Below are 20,879 nucleotides of genomic sequence, written 5' to 3' on the forward strand. Positions count from 1 at the left end.
AGACTGCCTCCTGCACGCGCCCCCGAAGAACCTGTTCGTGTGGGCGCAGTTTTCGCGTAAGGAGTGTCTCTAGCATGGCCGGTCACAGCAAGTGGTCTCAGATCAAGCGCAAGAAGGGTGCCAACGACAGCAAACGCAGCGCGATGTACTCCAAGCACATCCGCGCCATTCAGGCCGCCGTCCGCTCGGGCGGCACCGGTGACCCGGCCGGGAACCTCAGCCTGAAAAATGCCATTGCGGCGGCCAAAAGCGCCACGGTGCCGGTGGACAACATTGAAAACGCCATCAAGCGCGCCGTGGGCGCGGGCGACGGCGCGGCCGACTACAAGGACGTGACCTACGAGGGCTATGGCCCCGGCGGCACCGCCATTTTCATTGAAACCCTGACCGACAACGTGAACCGCACCGTGGCCGATATCCGCGCGGTGTTCAACAAGCGCGGCGGCTCGCTGGGCACCAACGGCAGCGTGGCGTGGCAGTTCGAGAAAAAGGGCGTGCTGCTGCTGAAAGACACCAGCGAGCAGGCCCAGGAAACCGCCATTGAACACGGCGCCGAGGACATCCAGGAATCCGAGGACGGGCTGGAAATCAGCACCGGCCCGAACGACCTGTACGCGGTGCAAGACGCCCTGGTGGCCGCCGGTTTCCCGGTGGAAAGCGCCCAGGTGGCCATGCTGCCCAGCAACACGGTGGCCGTGAGCGGCGACGACGCCAGGAAGCTGCTGATGCTGATTGACGCCCTGGAAGACCTGGACGACGTGCAGAACGTGTATTCCAACGCGGAGTTTCCAGAAGAAGACTGACGGGCGCCCGGGGGGCGGGGTTTACCTTCTGTCTGTGCAGCGGCCCGACAGAGTTCGGCAAGGAACCGGGCCGTACCCTGGACCTGTTCCTGCCCCGCCTCTTTCCAGGAGTTGCCATGCACCGAACTGCGCCTGTCCTGGGGCTTGTGGCCCTGCTGGTTGCCCTCTCTGCCCCGGAACGGGGGGCGGCCGTATCTGCGCCCGCTGTCCTGGCCCAGAGCGCCGGGGCGGCGCGCGCCGCGACCCCACCCGCATTTCCCGGCGCCGAAGGCTTTGGCGCCGCTGCCAGCGGGGGCCGGGGTGGGCGCGTCATTTACGTGACCACCCTGAACGCTTCCGGGACCGGTTCACTCCAGGCTGCGCTGGACCAGACCGGGCCCCGCACGGTGCTGTTCAAGGTCAGCGGCGTGATCGCCGGGGTGCCCCGGCTCTCGCAGCCCGACGTGACGGTGGCGGGCCAGAGCTCGCCGGGCGGCGTGGTGCTGCGTGGCCTGAACATCGAGGGCGACGAGGTCTGCGAGGCTGACGGCTGTCCGCTGCCCCGGGTGACACCGCGCAACTTCATCGTGCGGCACCTGCGGCTGCGGCCAGCGGGCGTGGGCGACGATGGCCTGCGGCTGCACCGCGCGCGGCTGGGCATCATTGACCATGTATCGGTGGGCAACGCCCAGGACGAGGCGGTGCAGATTTCCTTTTCCAGCGACATCACGGTGCAGCGCTCCCTGCTGGCCGAAACAGTGGGGGATCACGCCGAGTTCGGCGGCATGCTGCTCAATTACAGTGACCCCAGGCGCGGCTTTCCCCTGACCCGGCTGTCTCTTCACCACAACCTCTGGAACCGGATCGTGGGCCGCCTGCCAGAGATCAGCCGCGAAAACCCCAGCGCGGCGGGGACCACCGCCGATATCGAGTTTTCGAACAACGTGGCCTACGATCCCAGCCGGCCCGTGGCCATCAGCAACACCTCGCTGGTCAATTCGCCGGCCCGGGGGTACGACACCCAGCCGGTGTATCTGCGCCTGAACGCGGTGGGCAACCTGTTCTACGCGCAGCCCAGCCGCTTCAGCCACGGCATGTTCACGCTGGAAGGCGCGGGCCTGCCGGACGAGGGCTACCTGCCGCCGGGCACCCCCACCCGCCTGTTTCTGTCGGACAACCGCATCAACCTGTACCCGGGCGTGCAGGACCACGCCCTGATCTACTGCTGCAACGATTTCCCCGAAGCGGCGGTGGGCGGCGGCCTGCCCTTTGCCAGCGCTCGGCCCGGCTTTGCCGCCCCAGCCCGGCACCCCTTTCCGGCGATCACCTACCACCCCAGCGCGGGGCTGTTGAAGGAACTGAGCCGCGACGTGGGCGCGTTTCCCCGTGATTCCATGGACCGCCGCCTGATGGGCCACGTGGCCAGAGGCACCTTCGATCCGGCCCCGCAGGACGTGAACCCAGTGGGAGACGCGCTGCAGCTGGATTTCACGGTACCGCCCGCCCCACCCACAGACACCGACGGCGACGGCCTGCCGGACGCCTGGGAAAGCGCCCATGGCCTGAAACCCACCTCGGCGGCCGACGGACCGGCCACGACGCTGTCGGCGCGGCTGCTGGGCGTGCCCGGCTACACGAACCTGGAAGTCTACCTGCATGGGCTGTCCGAGCAGCGCATTGCCGGGCGGTAGGTGGGGGCAGGGGGTTACAGCACCAGGGCCTGCGCGGTGCCGCCCAGCCGGTCCCACAGGGTGAAGGCGGCGCGCGCGCCGGGGCGGATGACCCCCTCATCGCGCCAGCCGGCGGCCAGGGCGGGGCCCAGGGTATGGGCGCGCAGCACGTCCAGTTCCGTGAGGGCCTGCACGGGGGCCAGGCGTTCGCCCGCGTCGTCCACCCGGGTCTGGGCGGCGGCGAAGTTGGCGCGGTACTCGGGCGGGGCCACGGGGGCGTCGCTGCCAAAGGCCAGCACCGCGCCCGCCTGCTGCAACGACTTGAAGGCGTAGCTTTGCGCTTCCAGGTGCGGCAGCAGGGTGCGGATCATGGGCCCGTCGGCCTGCAGGTGAATAGGCTGCACGCTGGCGCTCAGGCCCTGAAAGCGGGGAATGTCCTCGGGGCGAAGGTGCTGGGCGTGCTCAATGCGCAGACGCACCCCCTTCTGCCGGGCGAGGTCGCGCAGATTGTCGTAGGCGTTCAGGACCTCGGTGTTCGCGCGGTCGCCAATGGCGTGCGTCACCGGGGTCAGGCCCAGGTGCAGCGCCTCGCGGCCCCGTTCGCGGATCAGCTCGGGGGGGTCCAGCGGCATGCCTGTGCCGGAGCCATCGGCAAACCCCGGCGCGTGCAGCCACGCCGTGCGGCTGCCCAGCGCGCCGTCGGCAAAGAACTTCACGCCGCCCCACTGAAACAGCCCCCCCGGCGTGCGGCGCAGGCCCAGCGCCCGGGCCGCCTCCAGGCGCTCGTGCGGCAGGCAGGCCCACACGCGCAGCGGCAGTTCGCCGGCTTCTGCCAGGGCCTGCAGGGCACGCGGCGCTTCGGGGGCCTCAAAAGCCATGGTGTGGGCACTCACGTACCCCCGCGCGGCGAGGTCCTGGGCCCCGGCGCGCGCGGCGGCCAGATACTGCGCCTCGCTGGGCCCTGGAATGACTGCTTCCACCAGACCCGAGGCGTGTTCCAGCAAGCAGCCCAGGGGCCGCACGATCCGGCCGCCCTCGGGGTCCGGGGTTCCGTCATGGAGGCCCGCCGCCCGCAGCGCCGCCGAGTTGGCCCAGGCCATGTGCAGGTCGCGCGAGTACAGCAGCACCGGATGGTGCGGGCTCACCTCGTCCAGCAGGGCCGCGGACGGATAGTCGCCTAGCCCCAGCTCTGAGAGCAGAAAGCCACCGCCGCGAATCCAGCTGCCTTGGGGCGTGTTCAGCACGCGCTGGGCCACCTTGGCCTGCACCTCGGCCACGCTGCGTGCGCCGTGCAGATTCAGCTGCGAAAGCGAGAATCCGTACGACACCAGATGAATATGGGCCTCTGCGAGCCCCGGGGTCAGCAGCAGGTCGCGGTGGTCCTGCACCCCGGCGCGGGGGGCCTGGGCGCGCAGGTCGTCGAGGGTGCCCACGGCCAGCACGCGCCCGCCGCCCACCAGCACGGCCCCGGCCTGGGGCTGGGCGTCCCAGAGGGTCAGGGTGCGGGCCTGCACGATGGTCAGCGGCGCGGCAGCAACAGGGCCAGGGGCGGGCGCAGTCATGCCCGGCAGCGTAACGCAAGACGGAGGGCCCCGGTTTCCAAGGCATCTTGGGAAGAGCGCAAAGATGCTCTTTCATCGCCGGCATCCTGCCTTTTACTGGTGTTCGCTTTGCTCGTCTCCCGCCTTCATTCCGTCTAAGGCCCCGCACAAGGCACACCGGCGCCCGGCGCTCCCGCATTTCGTAATACACTCACGCCATGCCCCGCATCCTCGTGGTGGATGACGACGCCGCCATCCTCAAGCTTGTCAGCGTGATTCTGTCCCGCGCCGGGCACGAGGTGCGCACCAGCACCCACCCCGTCGAGGCCCTGGACCTCCTGAAGGTCTTTACCCCCGATCTGGTCATCAGCGACGTGGTGATGCCCTACATGACAGGCCTGGAATTTCTGGAGAAGGTGCGCGGCCACGAGCAGCTCTCGGCCATTCCCTTTATGCTGCTTTCCAGCCACGCCGAACGCGGCGACGTGCGCAGAGGCATGAACCTGGGCGCCGACGACTACCTGCCCAAGCCCTTTACCCCGCAGGACCTGACCACCGCCATTGACGCCCGCCTGAGGCGCGCGGGCCTGACCCTGCAGGGCGAGAGCGGCATGCAGGCCAAGGGCCTGGGTACCGCGCAGGTGGTCTGGAAGGGCAGCGCGGTGTCGTGGGTGAGCCGCAAGGCGCTGGAGCTGTTCTTCTACCTGCTGGAACACAAGGAAGTGACGAGCTGGGAAGCCGCCGAGGCCCTGTGGCCCGAGAAGGACGAGGCGCGGGCCAGCAGCCTGTTTCACACCACCCTGCACCGCTTGCGCCGCAGCCTGAGCAACGAGGCGGTGGTGAGCGCCAACCGCCGCTACGCCCTGAACGCCGACCTGAACCCGGAATACGACGTGCAGCGCTTTGAACTGCTGGCCGCGCAGGCCGAACAGGGCAGCCTGGGCCTGGAAGAACTGCGCGAACTGGTGACCCAGTACGGCCAGTTTCTGCCCGGCACCGACAGCCCCTGGGCCGACGATGTGCGCGCCCGCCTGGAGCAGAAGCAGCTGAGCCTGCTGGGCATTGCCGCCCGCGCCGCCACCCTGGCCGGACGCGACCGCGACGCCGCGCAGTTTCACCAGCGGGCCCTGGCCATTGACCCCATGAGCGAGAGTGACTGGCAAGGCCTGGCCCGCGCGCTGGACACCATTGGCGATCCCCGGGCGCGGCTGGCCGCCCAGCGGGAAGCGTGGTGGGCGGTGGATCTGGATTAAGGAACAAGAGGGGCCGCAGACACACAGGTGCAGCGGCCCCTGCCTCATTTGCGCCGCGCGGGTCCTGACCTCTCCGTTACCCTGAAGGCACAACTGATCAGGAGGTCACCATGTTTGCCCCAGAACAACGACTTACCAACGAGGGGGGCCGCGCCGCCCCCAAACCCCAGCAGCCCGCCGCCCCCTTGGGCCTGAAGAAAGCCCCCAAACAGTGGGAGCGCACCTTCGTGGGCAAGGCCAAGGACGTAAAGTTTCAGCTGCGCATCATCCGCGACGAGAGCGGACGGCTGATTGGCCGTTACATGGCGACACCAGGGAGCAACGCCGGGTGGCACGTTGAAGGTGTGATCCGCGAGGACAACTCCTTCATATTGAAGGGCACCGACAATAACGCCGAATTTGAGGGCAAGTTCAGCCCCGACGGCAAGAAGATCAGCACCAGCTTTAGCAACAAAACATCAAGCGGCGAGTTCAAGGTTGAGAGCATGCACATGGGGTTTGCGTTTGTGCCGGTAAGGATGGCAGTGCCGAAGCCGGCTGAGCAGCAAAGTGCGAGTCCCAGTAACTCAAGTCCAGAGCAGAACGCCGAAAATGAGGTGACGCCTGGAGAACTGCAGGCGGCCATTAGAGCCGCACAGGAGACAGCCAAAACTCTGGGCAAGTCGTTCACCTCCAGCTCAAAAGTGCATGTCGAAGCCATTCTGCGCCACTGCAAGAAAGCTGGAATCACCGATCTGAATCAGGTTGCCTACATTCTTGCCACTGGGATTTGGGAGTCTAATGGATTTACTGCACTCAGGGAAAAATACGACTCCGGCTGGGACCCGGAGGACTACTTCGAACAGAAGTATGGCTGTAATCCCACTAAAACTCTGAAGTCTGACAACAGACGTCTGGCCGATGGCATATCTGCTCAAACCATTTTGGCAAAGCGCAGAGAGAGAAATATCATGGAACTGGGCAACACCAAGCCAGGAGATGGGTATAAATATAGAGGTCGGGGCTACGTTCACCTCACTGGGAAGGCCGGCTACACGCGAGCACAGAAAGAGATTGTCGAGCCGAGTGGATATAAGATAGATGGTAAAATTCCCAATATTGTAGAGAATCCAGACCTCGCTGCAAGTGATCGCGATTTGGCGGGCATGATCATCGCGAAGGGCATGATGATGGGATTGTTCACCAAGAAGCGTCTTAGCTCTTATGTTACTGGCGCAAACGTCGACTTCACAGGAGCAAGACGAGTAGTTAATGGGACCGATTCTGCATCTTTAATTGCAAGCGGCGCCGCTCGCGCTTCTCAGTTATTAGAGAGCAACAGCGATGGCCAAGGCGAAGGAATCGAAGAACTAACCACTGAAGAACGGGACGCCGTCCGAAATATCCCGAAGGGTGGCTACACTCAGGAGGAGTTGCAGGGAATTATAAAAGGCGTCGAGATAGGGAGCTTCAAGGGCATAAGTGCTTACTACAATGGACCTATAGAGAAACAAACTTGGGCTAATAGTTTTGGAGCAGGTGGATTGTACTACGGATGGAAATGGCAATGCGTAGAGTTTGTGCGAAGATTTACACATCTAAATTCGGGAGTTTATTTGTATGAGAAGGGACATGCGGGAACCTGGTTCAAAAACCACGTACAAGACGGTCAAAAAGGTCATAGTGGACATCCACAATATAGGAATTATGACGCAAAAACCAATCTTAGAACTGGGAGCCGGACCAAACCGGAAGTGGGGGATGTCATAGTTATAGGTACATCAACTTACGGACATGTTGCGATTGTAGCCGAGGTCAATGATGAAAATATTGTAATTGTGCAACAAAATGTTGAAACTAAGTTCACTGAATCAATCCCAATGTCAAATAAGAATGGAAAATGGATCCTAGGGAGTCAGGTTCTATGCTGGATAAGACCAAAATAAAATACTATGCCTGCCTATCCATCCTAGTTTCATGCGTCGCTCAATCGTCGGCATTATTAGGACAGCAGAATCTCAAAATGATCATGACTTCTTCCTTCTGTAAGAAGTATAAATGTCAGTTTTCAGATAGCAATGAACTGATTAATCCTCTACAATATGAAATTCTTTTGAAGGACGCCCTTGGAGTTCAATTGGACACATTCTTTGATGTTTACTATGAAAATAACTCAATTAAACGATTAGAATTGCAGATTGGCATAGATTACCCGAAGAACAAACTGAGCCCCAACTATTCTGTCGTAGTTGACGATTTCTACAGATTAGCAACCGGACGCCAAATACTTCCTCAACAACAAAGATTTTACGGCGGCAAAGTTACGGAATGCTATGACGAACTCTATTCATTACAAATGAATTCAAAATCAAATACAAGATATTTGCTTGCAGAAGGTAAAACTACCGACGGTCGCGCGTATACCGCGTACTGTTCACAGATATTCCTGGGAGGCAGTAAGAGATCAAATAGATCTATTATTATAACCGTTAAATAATTGTATTAAAAATTACGCCTGATTACATCAATCAGCATCTTTTCAGTACGCCGGTAAACCACCTATCCTCGCTTATACTTTCCCCCATGTCCACCCCGCTCTCCACGGCCCAGATTCGCGAGAAGTACCTGCAATTCTTCGAAAGCAAGGGGCACCTGCGCCTGCCCAGCCACTCCACAGTGGCCCCCGACCCCACCACCCTCTTCACTGTGGCAGGGATGCAGCCCTTCAAAGAGCAATTCATGGGCGCGCCCGCCGTGTTCGACGGCGTGGCCAGCAAGCGGGTGACCACCGCTCAGAAGTGCCTGCGCATTGGCGACATCGAGAACGTGGGCCGCACCCTGCGCCACTGCTCCCTGCTGGAAATGCTGGGGAACTTCAGCTTTGGCGACTACTTCAAACGCGAAGCGCTGACCTGGGCCTGGGAATTTCTGACCAGCCCGGAGTGGATGGGCCTGGACGCCAGCAAGCTGCACGCCACCATCTACCAGGATGACGAGGAAGCCTTTGCCATCTGGACCCAGGAGATTGGATTGCCGCCCGAGCGCATCCTGCGTTTTGGAGCCGACGAGAACTTCTGGCCGGCCGATGCGCCCAAAGAAGGGCCCAACGGTCCCTGCGGCCCGTGCAGCGAGATTTTCTATGACCGTGGGCCCCAGTACGGCCACGACACCTGGGCCGCGTACGCCGAGACCCGCGAGAGTGCCCGCTTTCTGGAAATCTGGAATTGCGTATTTCCGCAGTACGACCGCCAGGAGCCGCTGGCAGACGGCACGCCTGTCCTGAAGGACCTGCCGTTCAAGAACATTGACACGGGCATGGGGCTGGAGCGCATTGCCACGGTGGTGCAGGATGTGTACGACTTCTACAGCAATGACGTGTTCGCGCCCATCATTGCCCGGGTCGCAGAGCTGAGCGGCCAGCCCTACGAGGGCCCGCAGAACGTGTCTCACCGTGTGGTGGCCGAGCATACCCGTTCAGTGAGCATGGTCATTGCCGACGGCTCGGTGCCCAGCAACACCGGGCGCGGCTATGTGGTGCGCAAGATTCTGCGCCGCGCCTCCCGCCACGCCTACCTGCTGGGGCTGCGCGAGCCCAGCCTGTACAAACTCGTGCCGCTGGTGGTCGAGCGCATGGGCGACGCCTACCCCGAGCTGCGCGAGCACCAGGCCAAGATTGAAGCGACCATCCGCAGTGAGGAAGAACGTTTTCTGAAGACGCTGGAAGGCGGCATTCAGCGGCTGGGCGGCCTGCTGTCGGGCCTGCAGAAGGGCGATGTGCTGTCCGGGGATCACGCCTTCGTGCTGTACGACACCTACGGCTTTCCGGTGGACCTGACCAAGGAGATTGCCGAGGAATACGGCGTCACCGTGGACGAGGCCGGGTACGCCGAGAGCCTGGAGAATGCTCAGAACATCGCCCGCGCGGGCAGCAAATACGGCAAGTCTGAACTGTTCGGGGGCAGCCAGGAGGCGCTCGACGGCCTCTCCCCCACCGAGTTCGTGGGCTACGACGATCTACAGGCCGAGGGGCAGGTGCTGGCGCTGGTGGGCGCCGGCGAGCGCCTGGACCATCTGCCGGCCGGCAGCGAGGCCACGGTGATCCTGTCCCGCACCCCCTTCTATGCCGAGGGTGGCGGCGAGGTGGGCGACACCGGTCGCCTGGAATGGGAAGGTGGCGCGGGCGTGGTGCGCGACACCCGCAAGACCCCGCAGGGCGTGTTCCTGCACGACGTGCTGGTGGAGGAGGGTGAACTGCGCGAGGGCACGACTGTGCGCGGCGTGGTGGCCGGGGAGCGCCAGGCCATCCAGCGCCACCACACTGCCACCCACCTGCTGCACGCGGCGCTGCGGGCCGTGCTGGGCAGCGGCGTGGCCCAGAAGGGCTCGCTGGTGGCCGCCGACCGCCTGCGCTTTGACTTCTCGCATGGCGCGGCGCTGAGTGCCGACGAACTGGCCGCTGTGGAAACCCTGGTAAGCCGCTGGATCAGCGCCAACTTCGCGGTGTCGTGGCAGGAAATGCCCATTGCTCAGGCCAGGGCCGCCGGGGCCACGGCGCTGTTCGGCGAGAAGTACGGCGAGACGGTGCGCGTGGTCAGCGTGGAAGGCGACGTGGCGTATGCCGGGCAGCCCGTCAGCAGCAAGGAGCTGTGCGGCGGGGCCCATGTGCGCCGCACCGGCGACATTGGCGCCTTTGTGCTGCTGAGCGACGAGAACGTGGCTGCTGGCGTGCGCCGCGTGGAGGCCCTGGCGGGCGAGGCCGCCACCGCCTGGGTGCGTGAACGCCTGAATGCCGCGGCGAAGGTGGCCGGGCTGCTGAACACCAGCCCCGAGGGCCTGGAAGGGCGCGTGACGGGCCTGCAGACCCAGCTGAAGGCCGCCGAGAAGGAAGTGGCGGCCGTGCGGCGCCAGCTGGCCGAGGCACAGATGGGCGGCGGGGGCGCCGCGGCCCAGACCCGTGAACGGGGCGGGTTCCAGGTGGCAGCCCTGAAGCTGGCGGGCATTGAGGGCAACGAGCTGCGCGCCGCCGCCGACAAGCTGCTGGACCAGAGCGGCGCCGATCTGGTGGTCGTGGCCGGCGAGAAGGGTCTGGTGGTCAAGGCCACCAAGGCGGCCGTGGGGCGCGGCGCCCATGCCGGGCAGCTGATTGGCAAGCTGGCGGCGGCGGGCGGGGGCAAGGGCGGGGGCCGCCCGGATATGGCCCAGGCCGGGATCACGGACGCCGACGCGGCGCTGGCAGCGCTGGACGGGGCGTTCTAGGCAGGGGCAACCCCTCATCCGAGCTCCGCAAACTTCCGTCACACATAACGGAATGTTTCCGACCGGAGGGACTCGCAGAGCTGCGCAGCAGAGCAGGAAAAGAGTACGGCTGTCCGGGAAGTGGAAAAACATCCAGTTCTTTTCTGGATGTTCCGGAAATGGACGGCAGTCCGGATCACCCCTCGCTGCGGGAGGCCTTCTCCCCCGGGAAGGAAAGCGGACGGAAGGTGGGCCATGAGGGAACATCCCCCATGGCCCACCGCTCATGGCCCATGGTCCCTACCGCAACTGCTCCAGAATCGTGGGGTCCTGAATCTTGCGGTCCTCGGCCAGCAGCAGCACCTTGCTGACCACCTCGGCCGTCTTGGGGTCCGGGTCGGCAAAGGGCAGGAACAGCCGGCCCTGGTGCCCGTTGTGCACCGGCACGATGCACAGGAAGCCCCCCGGCTGGCGGTGGACCGTGCCGCTGCCCAGGTGCACGGTGTAGCGGGCATGGTGGCCCTCAATCAGCGCGTGGTCGCTCTCCAGGCGCACGTTGCCCAGCTTCAGCAGGCGCAGCGTCTCGCGCAGCAGCGCGGCGCGCATCTCGGTGGTGCTCTGGCTGGCCTCGGGGTCCACGCCGCCCACGTGAGCCACGCTCACCACGAGGTCCAGGTCGCGCATGGTCTCGCTGAAGACGCGCGGCGGCACCTCGGCCAGGAGCAGCGGCTCACTTGAGCCCGGCCGCAGGAAATAGGCGGCGTGCAGCGGGGCTCCCTCCACCTCGTTCGGGGTGCCGTAGCCCACGCTGGTGTCCACCCACACGCTCAGGCCCTCCGCGTGCCAGGTTTTGCGCACCCCTTCTTCGGGAATGGCCACCCAGCCGCGCGCCTTGAAGAGGGCCGCCGCCTTACCGGGCTGCACGTGGTGCCCGTCGTAGCGGGCGGTGCGGCGGGCGCCCTGTTCGGCGCTGGTCAGGGGGTAATACTCGCGGAACGCCTGCTTGAAGGGCTGCGCCACGCCGCGCGTCATGATGTCCTGCTGAAAGTTCGGCCACTGCCCGCCCACAAAGAGGTCGTGCGGGTGGGCCAGCCGCAGCGCGTGGTCGCTGAGCGGCGCTGCGCCGGCGGGCGTCTGGAGCGCTTCTTCGCTCCACCAGCCCACCACGTCCTCGTTCAGCACCCACAGCAGCGAGCGCAGCATGGGCGCGATCACCGGATGCCGGGCCAGGTCACGCAGTTCCTGCGGCGTGAAGAGGTCCCCGCGCACCATCGCCTCTTCCAGTGCCCCGCGCATGCGGCTCTGGGCCGCGCCCAGTTCCTTCACGGCCTCTCGGATGGCCACCACGCCCGGGTGCTTTTTCAGCGCAGCCGGCAGGGCCTTGAGGAGCTTGTCGCCGCGCGCCACCGTCAGGCGGGCGTTCCCCGCCTCGCTCAGGGCAATGCCCACGCTCACGCCAGCCTCGGTGACGGTCTGGGCCCAGTCGGGGGCCATGCGGGCTTCCATGGCCCACATCAGGCGCTGGGGGTCGGCGTAACCGGCGGTGCGGGCCAGGTTCTGCAGGCCGATATCGGCGGCGAGGCGCTCGCTGGCCTGCTTCTGGGCCCCCCACTGCCGGGCCTCGCGGCGAAAGTCGCTCAGCAGGCGGTAGCGCGTTTCCAGTTCACGGGCCCCCTTGGCTGCGCCCCGGCTCAGCGGCAGCAGGCCCAGGGCCCGCACCGCGTCCTGATGGCGCTTGTCGCGGATGCGGGCGGTCAGCTCGGCTTCCGTCACCTCGCCGCGCAGGGCCTGGGCGTACAGTTCGGCGCGTTTGTGGCCGCCGCTGCTGGAGGCGTACTTGGCCGCGCCCAGCAGGGCCTGAAAGCGCGCCTTGCCCAGCAGGCGGTGCAGGCGGTGAAACCACGCCACGTCCACCGCGCCCGCCATCAGGTCCCCGGGCGACAGGGCGGTGCGCTCGCTGATCTGCACCTCCCAGTCCTCGCGAATCTCCTGGGGCACCGTCCAGTTCGTGTCGCGGGTGTGGGCGTGCAGCCAGTACACCCCGTCCTGCAGGCCGCGCCAGCCCAGCGCGCCGGCCACCAGCGGGGCCCACTGCGGAGCAAACATCGCCAGGTCCAGCAGCCGGGCCTCGCCCACGCCGGCCTCCTGGGCCAAGCGGGCAAAGGCGGCGGGCGTGTCGCCGGGCGCAGGAAAGGCCACGCGAATGAGGTGGCTGAAGGTCACGTCGCGGCTCTCGTTACGGCCCTGGTACCCGCGCTTGAGGGGGTTTTTGCCCAGTGCGGCCAGCAGGCGCAGGGTCAGGGCCGCGCCCGTGACCGACTGCAGCGAGAGGGCCGCCGACGTGGCCGGTGTTTCCAGATCGCCGCGCACCGATTCGATCTCCAGCACGCGGGCCCGCACGGTCTCCACGGCCTGCATCCAGTCCGGGTGGGTGGGTGTGTCCTCGCGCAGGCGGCGCTGGGTGAAGGTGCGCAGGTCGTCGAAGTCGTTGCCGTAGTAGTAGCCGCTGCGCTCCGGGCGCGGCCCGATCAGCTGGTCCAGCAGGTCGGCCTGCGCCGCCCAGCCCTGTTCATAGGCGCGCAGCAGCAGCGCCGTGTCCGGGCGGCGCCGGGGCAGGTGGGGAAAGGCCGCGCCTTCATGCAGGGTCAGCTGCCAGAAGCGCCGCGCCTGCGCTGGAGTCATGGCCAGGCGACCCTGGGGCCGCAGCGGCCACAGCAGGTCGCGCGGGTCTTCCGTGCGCCACACGTACTGCGGGTCCACGATGGTCCGGGCGTCCTGGGGCAGCCGGCTCAGGGCGGTGGCCCAGGCGTCCAGGGCCAGATCCAGGTCGGTGGGGGTGCTGAAGGTGGCCTGCAGGTGCCCGGCCACCGCCTGCACCCGCTCCATGTGCGCCAGCCGCAGGGGCACCAGCGGTCCCAGCGTCCAGTGCAGGGTGGCGCGGCGCAGGGCCTGCTTGGTTTCGGCGGCGCTGCGGGCCTGGGCGCGTTCCGTTTCGGCCTCAGCCACTTCCTCCCCGGTCAAGTCCGTCAGCGCTTCGAAGTCGGCGTCTGTTTCTCCCTCGTCACCCTCGCCCAGCAGCTCGGCCAGTTCGGCTTCCAGGTCGCCCAGGCTGCTGTCCTGGCGGGCCACGAAGTGCGACAGGGCCCAGGCCATGCGCGTCAGGTCGCCGTCCTGCGCGCCGGGGCGGGCGGCCCACCAGCCCGCCCACAGGTCGGCCAGGGGCATGGCCTGCTCGCCCCGGGCGCGCAGCCTATGCCCCGAGACGTTGCCCAGCAGCGCGGTCTGCTCGCCGTCCCAGCCCACCCCGGTCAGCGGGGTTTCGCGGTGCGCCTCAATCAGGGCGTCCAGGGCGCGCAGCAGGTCGGCGCCGCGCGCCACGTCCGGGGCAAAGTCGCGCTGGACAGGCACCGGCGGCTCGGCGCGGGTCAGGGCGGCCGGATCGAACAGCCCCAGGCCGTCGCGCAGGCTGAGCTGGCTTTCCGGCTCGGTCAGCACGGCCAGCAGCGTCTGTTCGGTCACGTTCTTCGGTTTGAAGTCGGCGGGCGGCGGCGCACCCACCTCGCGCAGCAGCTGTAACCCGGCCTGGCGCTGCTCGGTGCTGCTCTGGGCCAGCAGGCGCAGCGCACTCTGGGCACCCGGCGCCCGGTCGGTGGCCAGCAAGCGAATCAGGCCCCGGCGCAGGTCGGCGCCCCGGCGCCGGAGCAGTCCTTCGAGAATCGGCACCTCCTCGGGCGCCGGGCTCAGGTGGGCCATGACCTCCACGGCCGCCTGCGCCACCCCGCCCACGCGGTCTTGCAACAGGGTCAGCAGCAGCGCGCGGGTGGGGGCGTCCAGCGGCTGGGGCGGCGTGGCCGGGGCGTCAGACTGGGGCGTGTGGCGGCGGCGCAGGTGCCACAGGGCCGCGCTCCTGCCGCTGCTGCTCATGGCGCTCAGGTACGGCGCCAGGATGGCCAGGGGGGCGACGCCCACCAGTCCGGGCAGGCTGTCCATGGCCTCGCTGCGGGCCGGCACGTGGCCCAGCCAGGGAAACAGCAGCGGCTCGTGGCGGGCCTGGGCAGGCAGGCGCCCGGCGTAGGCCACAAAGGGCTCGAAGGCAGGGGTTCCCTCGGGCAGGTCCTGGGCGTAGGCGTGGGGGCGCCCGCCCGCCAGGGCCGATAAGCGCAGATCGGGGTCGGCCAGCAGGAGCCGCAGATCCGCCGCCCCCATCTCGCCCGCCGCTTCCAGCAGCTGCGCCGCGGCCATGCGGCGCTCCGGGTCCGGGTCACTCAGCAGGGGGCGGGCCAGGGCGGCGGCCCCCTGGGCATCGGCCATCGCCAGGGTGTACAGGGCAAGGTACGCCGCCACGCCGCTCCCCCCGGTCACGGCCGCGCGGGCCAGGGCGGGGTCATCCAGAAAGTCCAGGGCCGCGCTCAGGTGCCCCCGCACCGCCTTCAGGTCCGTCACGTCGTAGTTCAGGCCAAACCAGACGCAGGCGGCGCGCAGGGTGGCGGCAAAGCGCAGCAGGTCTTCGTTGAGAATCAGGCGCAGCATCCGCGTAAAGGCGCCCAGGCTGGCTTCATCCACCGTTTCCAGAATCACCTGCCGCAGCCCTTCCTGGCGCTGGGCGCCCAGCAGTAGCCCCTCGGTCAGGGTCCAGGCGTCCTCGCGGGTGCTGGACAGCAGGGCCAGCGGCACATGGCGCCCCATGCGGGCCACAGGGTGCTGCGCGCCCGCCGTCTGGCGCAGCAGCTCGAACACCGCCTCATCCCCGTCACTGACCGCCTGACCCAGCAGCAGGCCCAGGGTCTGCGACTGCCAGGGATTGAGCAGCCCCGCATGGACAGTCAGCCACTCCAGGTCCTGCCCGTACTCGCGCGTGAGGTGCCACGTCTGCCACAGCCAGCTCTGGGCGTGCTCGGCCGTGCGGCGGTCGCCCGGGGCCCGGAAGGCGCGCCGGGCATAGCCCTGCGGGTAGGGGTGCCGGGTCAGCAGCGCGCCCAGCGTGCGGGCAGCCACCTCGGGAAAGCGGGGAAAGAACACGGCGCACAGGGCCAGCCGCTCGGCCGGGCCACTGGTGTGCAGGTACTCGGTCAGGGCCGCTTCGCGCTGCTGGCGCTCCTCGCGGCTGCCCTGCCCCGCCACGTCGGCCCGCAGGCCGTCGGCCAGTGTCCCGGGCAGGGCAGACAGCCGGGCCAGAAAGTCAGCCTTCCAGGGCTGCTGAAAGCCGCGCAGATACTCCTGAACGTCCACCTCAGCCCCCGGCCAGCGCAGTCAGGCGCACCAGCAGCAGCGTGCTGTCGGGCCTCAAGGTCAGCGGTGCGTCCAGGGCCTCAATCTGCTCATCGTCGACAAAGACGTAGTACAGGCCGTCGCGGAAGGCGGTCAGGGCCGTGCGGACCGCGTCCTCGGGGGCCACGGTCCCGCCGGGGGCCTGGGGTCCCACGGCCACGCGCCCGGTCAGGGTGGCCTCGGACAGCTCGCGCTCGGTCAGCACGCGCAGCATGTTCACCCCGGCCTGGCGCTCGTGGTAGGCCGCCACTTCCCCGCGCACGAGATGCGCCAGCAGGCTTTCCAGGGTCTGGGGCCCGGCGGGGACGTCCAGCGGGCGGCGTTCAAAGGGGGTGCGGCGGCCAACTACCTTGGTTTCAACAATCATGGGAACCTCGCTGGAATGGTGCTGCTGTTCACGTTCCAGCTTAGCGACTCAAACTGAATATGTAAATAGCGTAACCATGTTGTCGGTTCTGTGGTGGGAAAAGTCAGGGTCTCCGTCCTTACTGGGGTCTGCGCGCGTCCAGTAACAGGCTGGTGAATCCCAGGGGCCCCTGGCCCCGGCGCCACGCCTCGTTGCGGTGGTCCAGCCGGGCGGTGCGGTACACCGGACCGCCGGCGGGCGCCCAGGGCTGCTGGTGAAAGGTGCCGGCCGCGTCCCACCACTCCAGGGGCTGCACCTCGAACCCGGCCTGCGTGAAGAGGGGCGCAAAAGTGTCCAGGGTGTACAGCACCCGGTGGTCGTGGGCGGGGCCTGGGCCCCCCACTGCCACCAGCGCGCGGTAGGCCGGGTCTGGATGGTGGCCGTCGGGTACTGCCACGCGCAGGACACCACCGGGCTTCAGGTGGGCAAACACAAGGCGCGCGGCCTGGGCCCCCTGATCGGGCCACAGGTGCTCCCAGACGTGTTCACACAGAAAAGCGTCAGCCGGGCCAGCATGGAAAAAACGCTCAAAGCTGGCCGGGTTCAGCAGGTTCAGCGTTTCACGTTCGGTGGGCACCCAGCCGGGCCAGCGCTGCTCACCCGCGCCCAGGATCACCCTCACAGGCCCAGCTCGGCCCGGGCAGTGCGGGTCAGGCCCGCCACGACCAGGGCGTGGCTGCCGCTCAGCAGCTCCAGCACCAGTTCACCCGGCACGCGGCTGTCCAGGGTCACGGTGATCCAGTGCCGTTTGTTCAGGTGGTATCCAGGCACAATGGCCGGCCACTCGGCGCGCAGGGCCTCGCCGTGGTCGGGCCGCACCTTCAGCGAGAGGGACAGGGGCTCGGCCTGAAGATCGGTCAGGGCGTACATCTTGCCGCCCACCTTGAACACCAGCGTTGTGGCGTCAAAGGGAAAGGTTTCCTGGGAACCCGTCAGGGCGGCGCACGCGGCGCGCAGCTCGGCCATGGACTTCATGGGCTCAGCTTAGGCGGACCAGACCCTGTGTTCGCTCCCCGCCCCCGCTCGGTTGACCGGGGGCTTGGCAGCGAACGACTTATACGAATTCCGAAAAATTCCGTAACGTGTTACGGAATTTTTCCGACCAGAGGGACTCGAAGAGCTGCGCAGCAGAGAAGGAAAAATACGGAGTTCCGGGAATGGACGGCAGTCCGTATTAAAAGGCGACCCGAAGCCGAGGCATTGCCTGGGTGCCCGGATGGCCGGGCAGGGCCCCCACATTGACGGCCCGCCCCGTTCATCCGGGCGGGCCGCTGCCTGCGGCGAAGACGGTTGAGGGCCGGCGTTAAGCCTTGTGGTCCCCGGGCGCGGCGCTGTCATCCCCGAAGCTCCAGATGTCCAGCTCGTCCAGGGCGCTGCCCAGGCCCTGCAACTGCTGCAGGTCCTCGGCCTTCACCGGCTGGGTGCGCACGTCGTCCACCTGCCCAATGGCGCGGGCCATCACGTCTTCGGGCACGGCGGCCATCAGGCGCCTGAGTTCCTCGGGGGTCACGTCCAGCAGGGCGTCTGACAGGATTTCATCGGGCACGTCAGCCTGCACGGCAGCGCGGGCGGTGGCCACCGCCTCGGCGCTGACCTCGGGGCGCACGGCGTCCGGGTCATCCAGGGCGGCGGTGCCGGGCGGGGCCAGAAAGGCGGGTGCCGCCGCCAGAGGCGCGGCCACGGCCGGGCGGACCGGCGCAGCGGGCGGCGCAACCGGCACAGGCCTCACGGGCGAAGGCGCAGCAGGAAGGGGCGCAGACCCAGTCTGAACTGGGGCGGGCGGCACCGGGACTGCCTGCACCGGCGCAGCGGGCCTCTCGGTCTGGGGGCCCAGGGCATGGGAGGTGGGGGCCGAGGTGGGCACCACCCGCACGCCCGAGGGCCGGCCCTCGGGGGTTGCCGGGGGGGCGGCGGGGGGGCGGGGGCGGCGCCGGGCCACGGCCCAGACCAGGGCGAGGGCAGCCAGCACGGCCAGGGCGACAAGAACTCCCATCATGGGGCCCAGCGTAGACCGGGCCCTATGACACTTTTCTGAACCGCCTTTCAGAACGTGTGGCTGCCCGCCAGCGCGTCCTGTGCCCAGGGCAGACGGCCCGGTGAGCCACGCTGTTCCCACTGACCCCAGCGCCTCAACCCCACGGCGGGTCACCGCGATTCCAGGCGGCCAAAGCGAGCAGGAGAACGACAGCACTTCACGCGGGGCGTCACCCGGTAACGTTCCAGCCGCTGGGCGTGATTGGTGGACTCTGTGGAGAACTCCCGCAGCGCGGCCCATAGAGTGTGGGCATGAGCACCATTGTTGTCTTTACGCTCTCGGCGCTGGGCCACGTGCATCCCACGTTACCTATCGTCACCGAACTTGTTCAGCGTGGCCATCAGGTGGTGTATTACTGCGGCGAGGAGGTGCGGCAGAAGATTGAAGCTACTGGCGCCACCTTCCGGCCCATCGCCTGGGATTTCCGGTCCGTGGAGCGGGCGCAGCAGCCCCGCCTGAGCGCCTATGCCCTGGCCCAGGCCCACTGCGCCGCCGCCCTGGTGCCCGGACTGCTGCGCGAGGTAGAAGCCCTGGCGCCCGCCTGCGTGCTGGTGGATTTCATGTGCCTCTGGGGGCGCATGGTGGCCCGCACGCTGAAGGTGCCCCTGGTGAATATCAGCAGCGGGTTTGCCCTGGGGCCGGGGGTCCTGCCGCCCCGCCCGGTGCTGATGGCCCTGGACGTGGGCCCAGCGCCGCTGACCGGCGGCCGGGAGGTCCTGGAACTGCGCCGCCTCACGTCAGCGTTGGCCCGTACATACGCCGCGCCACCCCTGCACACCCAGTTTGATCTGCTGTCCATGGACGGTGACGACGTTCTGGTCTGCACCGCGCAGGCGTTTCAACCTCGCGCGGAGCGTTTTCCCGAACGCTTTCACTTTATTGGGCCGTCTGTGGCGCCCCGCAAGGAGCAACAGGCGCCGCTGGTGGCCCTGGACGACCGACCGCTGGTCTACGTGTCGCTGGGCACCGTGTTCAACCGCCAGCCCGACTTCTTTCGCCAGTGTGCAGCGGCCTTTGCAGACGGAACCTATCAGGTCATCCTGTCGGTGGGCGAGAGCACCGACCCGGCGGCGCTGGGCCCGCTGCCCGCGCACATTCAGGCCCGGGCCTACGTGCCGCAGCTGGAGGTGCTGGCACGCGCAAGCGTTTTTGTCAGCCACGCGGGCATGAACAGTGTGTCTGAAGCCATCTCCCAGGAGGTGCCGCTGGTGGCGGTGCCGCAGGCGGCCGACCAGTTCACCATTGCCCAGCGGGTGGCGCAGCTGGGCATAGGCCGCAACCTGCTGCCATTTCAGCGCAGCGCGCGGCAGCTGCGGGCCGCTGTGGACGCCCTCGCCGGGGACGCGGCGGTGCGGGGCCGCTGCCGTGACCTGCGCGGGGCCTTTGAGCGGACTGGGGGCCCAGTCCGCGCGGCGCAGATCATTGAGGCCCGCATAGCCTGAAGGGGGCAGGGCGAGGCGCACGGCTGGCGGCCAGAGGCCCCGCCCTTACCTGTCTTCCCTGGTCCAGCGCCCCGGGTCGCGCCCAGCCAACAGGTCCAGCTCCCAGGCCAGGGCGTCGTACAGATCGCCGGGCGGGCCGGGCCACAGGGCCGCGCCGTCAAAGGCGTCCTCTACCGTCCCGAACCGTTCCTCTCGCCCACCGAAAGAAAGGCGCACCTGCCCGCCTGTCAGCACGTCCAGCCGCAGTTCACTGCCCACTGCGGGGATTCGCACCAATGATCGCCACACCAGAGGAGCCAGCGTACACGGCAGAAGCGGCCAGCCCGGACAGGACTGACCGCCTTCAAACAGCGACCCCTACGCTTCGCTGTAGGTCTTCTCGATGGGCATGCCCACGGCGTTGCCCCATTCGGTCCAGCTGCCGTCGTAGTTGCGCACCCTGGGGTAGCCCAGCAGCTCGCGCAGCACAAACCAGCTGTGGCTGCTGCGCTCGGCAATGCGGCAGTAGGCGATGACGTCCTTGTCGGGGGTCACGCCTTCACCCGCGTACAGGGCCTTCAGTTCCTCGGCGCTCTTGAAGGTGCCGTCCTCGTTGGTGGCGCGGGCCCAGGGAATGGAGCGGGCACCGGGAATGTGGCCGCCGCGCAGCACGCCCTCCTGGGGGTAGGCGGGCATGTGGGTCACCTTGCCGCTGAACTCGTCGGGGCTGCGCACGTCCACCAGGGCGCCGCTGCCGCTCCTGACGCTCTCCAGGTGGGCCTTGACCTCGTCGCGGAAGGCGCGCAGCGACTCGTCGCGGGTGAGCTGCGGGTACTGGGTGGCCTGCACCTGCGGCGCGTCGGTGGTGGTTTCGCGGCCCTCGGCAATCCACTTCTGGCGCCCGCCATTCATCAGCTTCAGGTTCTTCACGCCGCTGTAGGACAGGAACCAGTAGGCGTAGGCGGCCCACCAGTTGCTCTTGTCGCCGTACAGGATGATCTGATCGTCGGGCCCGATGCCCAGGCGCGAGAGCAGCGCGCTGACCTCCTCAGGGGTAATAAAGTCGCGCTCCACGGGGTGCCACAGGTCCGTCTGCCAGTCCAGCTTCACGGCGCCGGGGATGTGGCCGGTGTCGTACAGCAGAATGTCCTCGTCGACTTCAATGAGGCGGATGCCGGGGGTGTTCAGGTTCTGGGCGACCCAGTCGGTGCTGACCAGTACGTCTTTTGCGTAGTCCATGTGTGTGCCTCCTGTGGGTGACGCTCGGGGAAATGCCCGCTGTGCCCCCG

15 protein-coding genes are annotated in these 20,879 nt (G+C 67.2%); 7 read left to right on the top strand and 8 right to left on the bottom strand.

The window, feature by feature from the left end; translation table 11 throughout:
* Positions 1-74 precede the first annotated feature (74 nt).
* Complete coding sequence (locus tag C8263_RS07810; RefSeq protein WP_107137564.1) at positions 75-803, top strand: YebC/PmpR family DNA-binding transcriptional regulator; 729 nt, start codon at positions 75-77, stop codon at positions 801-803.
* Positions 804-919: 116 nt separating this feature from the next.
* A complete protein-coding gene (locus C8263_RS07815; RefSeq protein ID WP_146160630.1) occupies positions 920-2,473 on the top strand; it encodes a hypothetical protein in 1,554 nt (517 codons plus the stop codon).
* A gap of 14 nt (positions 2,474-2,487) precedes the next feature.
* Here C8263_RS07815 and C8263_RS07820 read toward each other — a convergent pair whose 3' ends face one another.
* A complete protein-coding gene (locus C8263_RS07820; protein ID WP_107137566.1) occupies positions 2,488-4,014 on the bottom strand; it encodes an amidohydrolase in 1,527 nt (508 codons plus the stop codon).
* Positions 4,015-4,211: 197 nt separating this feature from the next.
* Between C8263_RS07820 and C8263_RS07825 the strand changes: the two genes are divergently transcribed.
* From C8263_RS07825 to alaS, 4 genes are all read left to right on the top strand, one after another.
* Complete coding sequence (locus tag C8263_RS07825) at positions 4,212-5,246, top strand: AfsR/SARP family transcriptional regulator (protein WP_107137567.1); 1,035 nt, start codon at positions 4,212-4,214, stop codon at positions 5,244-5,246.
* A gap of 110 nt (positions 5,247-5,356) precedes the next feature.
* Positions 5,357-7,171, top strand: coding sequence for a CHAP domain-containing protein (locus C8263_RS07830; RefSeq protein WP_107137568.1), 1,815 nt, complete (start codon positions 5,357-5,359; stop codon positions 7,169-7,171).
* Positions 7,150-7,722, top strand: coding sequence for a hypothetical protein (locus C8263_RS18905; protein WP_146160631.1), 573 nt, complete (start codon positions 7,150-7,152; stop codon positions 7,720-7,722). The genes C8263_RS07830 and C8263_RS18905 overlap by 22 nt, the downstream gene beginning before the upstream one ends.
* An 86-nt stretch (positions 7,723-7,808) precedes the next feature.
* Positions 7,809-10,481 carry an alanine--tRNA ligase gene (alaS, locus tag C8263_RS07835; RefSeq protein ID WP_107137569.1) on the top strand — a complete coding sequence of 891 codons (2,673 nt, stop codon included), beginning with the start codon at positions 7,809-7,811 and terminating at the stop codon, positions 10,479-10,481.
* A 279-nt stretch (positions 10,482-10,760) separates the two neighbouring features.
* On the opposite strand, the gene C8263_RS07840 is transcribed toward alaS, so the two are convergent.
* From C8263_RS07840 to C8263_RS19650, 5 genes are all read right to left on the bottom strand, one after another.
* Positions 10,761-15,689 carry a DUF4132 domain-containing protein gene (locus C8263_RS07840; protein WP_107137570.1) on the bottom strand — a complete coding sequence of 1,643 codons (4,929 nt, stop codon included), beginning with the start codon at positions 15,687-15,689 and terminating at the stop codon, positions 10,761-10,763.
* Position 15,690: 1 nt separating this feature from the next.
* Positions 15,691-16,095 carry a hypothetical protein gene (locus C8263_RS19645; protein WP_233218715.1) on the bottom strand — a complete coding sequence of 135 codons (405 nt, stop codon included), beginning with the start codon at positions 16,093-16,095 and terminating at the stop codon, positions 15,691-15,693.
* 118 nt (positions 16,096-16,213) lie between these two features.
* On the bottom strand, positions 16,214-16,756 hold the full coding sequence (locus C8263_RS07850) for a class I SAM-dependent methyltransferase (RefSeq protein ID WP_107137571.1): 543 nt from the start codon (positions 16,754-16,756) through the stop codon (positions 16,214-16,216).
* Positions 16,753-17,109 (bottom strand): MmcQ/YjbR family DNA-binding protein, encoded by a 357-nt coding sequence (locus C8263_RS07855; RefSeq protein WP_107137572.1) that lies wholly within the window; start codon positions 17,107-17,109, stop codon positions 16,753-16,755. Before C8263_RS07855 ends, C8263_RS07850 begins: the two co-directional genes overlap by 4 nt.
* A 328-nt stretch (positions 17,110-17,437) precedes the next feature.
* Entirely contained in the window at positions 17,438-18,130 is a 693-nt protein-coding gene (locus C8263_RS19650; RefSeq protein ID WP_233218717.1) for a hypothetical protein, read from the bottom strand.
* A gap of 290 nt (positions 18,131-18,420) precedes the next feature.
* Between C8263_RS19650 and C8263_RS07870 the strand changes: the two genes are divergently transcribed.
* The gene (locus tag C8263_RS07870) at positions 18,421-19,611 is read left to right on the top strand and encodes a macrolide family glycosyltransferase (RefSeq protein WP_107137573.1); all 1,191 of its coding nucleotides are present in this window, start codon (positions 18,421-18,423) and stop codon (positions 19,609-19,611) included.
* Positions 19,612-19,656: 45 nt separating this feature from the next.
* Here the strand turns inward: C8263_RS07870 and C8263_RS07875 are convergent, their stop codons facing one another.
* Together C8263_RS07875 and C8263_RS07880 are read right to left on the bottom strand one after the other, a co-directional pair.
* Positions 19,657-19,884, bottom strand: coding sequence for a hypothetical protein (locus tag C8263_RS07875; protein WP_146160632.1), 228 nt, complete (start codon positions 19,882-19,884; stop codon positions 19,657-19,659).
* Positions 19,885-19,968: 84 nt separating this feature from the next.
* Entirely contained in the window at positions 19,969-20,829 is an 861-nt protein-coding gene (locus C8263_RS07880) for a sulfurtransferase (RefSeq protein ID WP_107137575.1), read from the bottom strand.
* Positions 20,830-20,879: the final 50 nt, after the last annotated feature.

The organism is Deinococcus arcticus, from assembly GCF_003028415.1.
GTDB classification, from domain to species: Bacteria; Deinococcota; Deinococci; order Deinococcales; family Deinococcaceae; genus Deinococcus; species Deinococcus arcticus.